The sequence below is a fragment of the Deltaproteobacteria bacterium CG11_big_fil_rev_8_21_14_0_20_49_13 genome (assembly GCA_002796305.1).
In the GTDB taxonomy this organism is placed as follows: domain Bacteria; phylum UBA10199; class UBA10199.
In genome coordinates this window covers 1-1,491 of record PCWZ01000079.1, presented here as the reverse complement: position 1 = coordinate 1,491, position 1,491 = coordinate 1, and the positions used below count along the sequence as shown (strand labels likewise).

The following is a 1,491-nucleotide window of genomic DNA, read 5'->3' as shown; positions in this document are numbered from 1 at the left end:
CGCGGTGAATATCCGAACGTTACCGACCTGCTGGATAACATCTTAAAAAGCGAGCCGCTGGCCCTAAGGTCCCTTTTCGTTGTCGGAAGGCTCGACCGCGACACCGAAGGGCTCTTGATACTCACCAATGACGGCAAAGTAGCATCCAATGTCCTTCAACCGGTAGAAAAGGTCGAGAAGGAATACGAGGCCGTTGTAGAAGGAGGCCTGACAGTTAAGGATATCGAAAAACTGGAAAATGGGGTGACCATAGTCGTAGACAGCGAAGACTATGTAACGGGACCGGCAAAGGTAGAACTAAAAAAGCGCATAAAGATCCCTTCGAGCGGCAAGATAACGTCGGTTGTGAGGATAACTATAACCGAAGGGAAGAAACGTCAGGTGCGCCAGATGTTCGAAATTGTCGGCCATCCGGTCATATCATTAAAGAGGCTAAGGATTGGAACGTTGCTGCTTGAGAGCCTTGGCGAGAAATGGGTGCTTGAGATCGGCCGCAGCGATATTTTAGATGCAATAGGCGGGCGGGGATGATATAAAATTCGAAACCTAAAAGTGGGTAAAGCATGAAAAAAGTATTCTTGTTAGTGCTTGCTCTGGCGTTAACCGCACCATATGCGGTAGCCCTTGCCGACGGATGCTACATGTGCAAGGATGGCAAGTATGTGAAATATGAGGGAGATGAAACCTTTGCCAAGAGGAAAGAGGCAAAGGAAAAGTTCCAGTGCGATGTTAGCGGAACCACCGGCTCCTGCCAGGCCAGCCAGACAAAGGGAACCGTTTCGGACAAGAAATAGGCCCGCTTGACATGAGGCGCCTAATTTTGTATACGGCTCGGGCTCCTAAAAGAGCTTCCGCTCATGGTGAGCCTGTCGAACCATGAAGTTGGATGAAAAATTAAAACAGCATCGTTCTTTGTAATTATAAAAATTTATACTCCGACATAGCTCAGTGGTAGAGCAGCCGGCTGTTAGAGTTAGCAGCCTCCACGGGAAACCGTGAAGTGAAAACCGGGTGAATTCAGGGAAAGCTTTAAAATGCCGATCCTGATCCAAGCCGTGTGATATAAAAGGCGCGCGGAAGGTGCAGAGACTAGAAGGTGACGATAAGAATAATCCTTCAGATAGCGCCCGGCACCTAAAGTCATTAAAGACCACGGTGATGATATAGTCCGAACCTTTAGGGAAACCTGAAGTAACATTCGTAACCGGCTGGTCGCAGGTTCGAATCCTGCTGTCGGAGCCAAAAATCCGCCAACCCCAAATGGGGTTTGGCGGTTTTTTTTGCTTTGAGAGTTGAATTTGAGAACCCTCCGCCGAAGGCGGACTAGGTTCGACAATGCAAAAATTTAAATGATATGCCGAGCCGGCACCGATCCCGAGCTTGTCGAGGGATTGGTGGCGAGGCATCACCGCACATTACAAGGAGCGTAGCTCCTTAATCCTGCTGTCAGATGAGTTTAAATAACCGAATTACCGAAGCCTGACCCCATTT

1 protein-coding gene and 1 pseudogene (1 of these 2 only partly in view) are annotated in these 1,491 nt (G+C 48.8%); both read left to right on the top strand.

The features are described 5' to 3' along the window. Nucleotides 1-531 (top strand): annotated as a pseudogene (locus COV46_07605) (hypothetical protein); it begins 195 nt to the left of the window's first position. Between the two features lie 32 nt (nucleotides 532-563). Next, the gene (locus COV46_07600) at nucleotides 564-794 is read left to right on the top strand and encodes a hypothetical protein (protein PIR16575.1); all 231 of its coding nucleotides are present in this window, start codon (nucleotides 564-566) and stop codon (nucleotides 792-794) included. The last annotated feature ends 697 nt before the right edge of the window (nucleotides 795-1,491 follow it).

Excerpts from the sequence above, each read along its gene's own strand:
- COV46_07600 (PIR16575.1), top strand. The coding sequence starts at position 564 with ATGAAAAAAGTATTCTTGTTAGTGCTTGCTCTGGCGTTAACCGCACCA.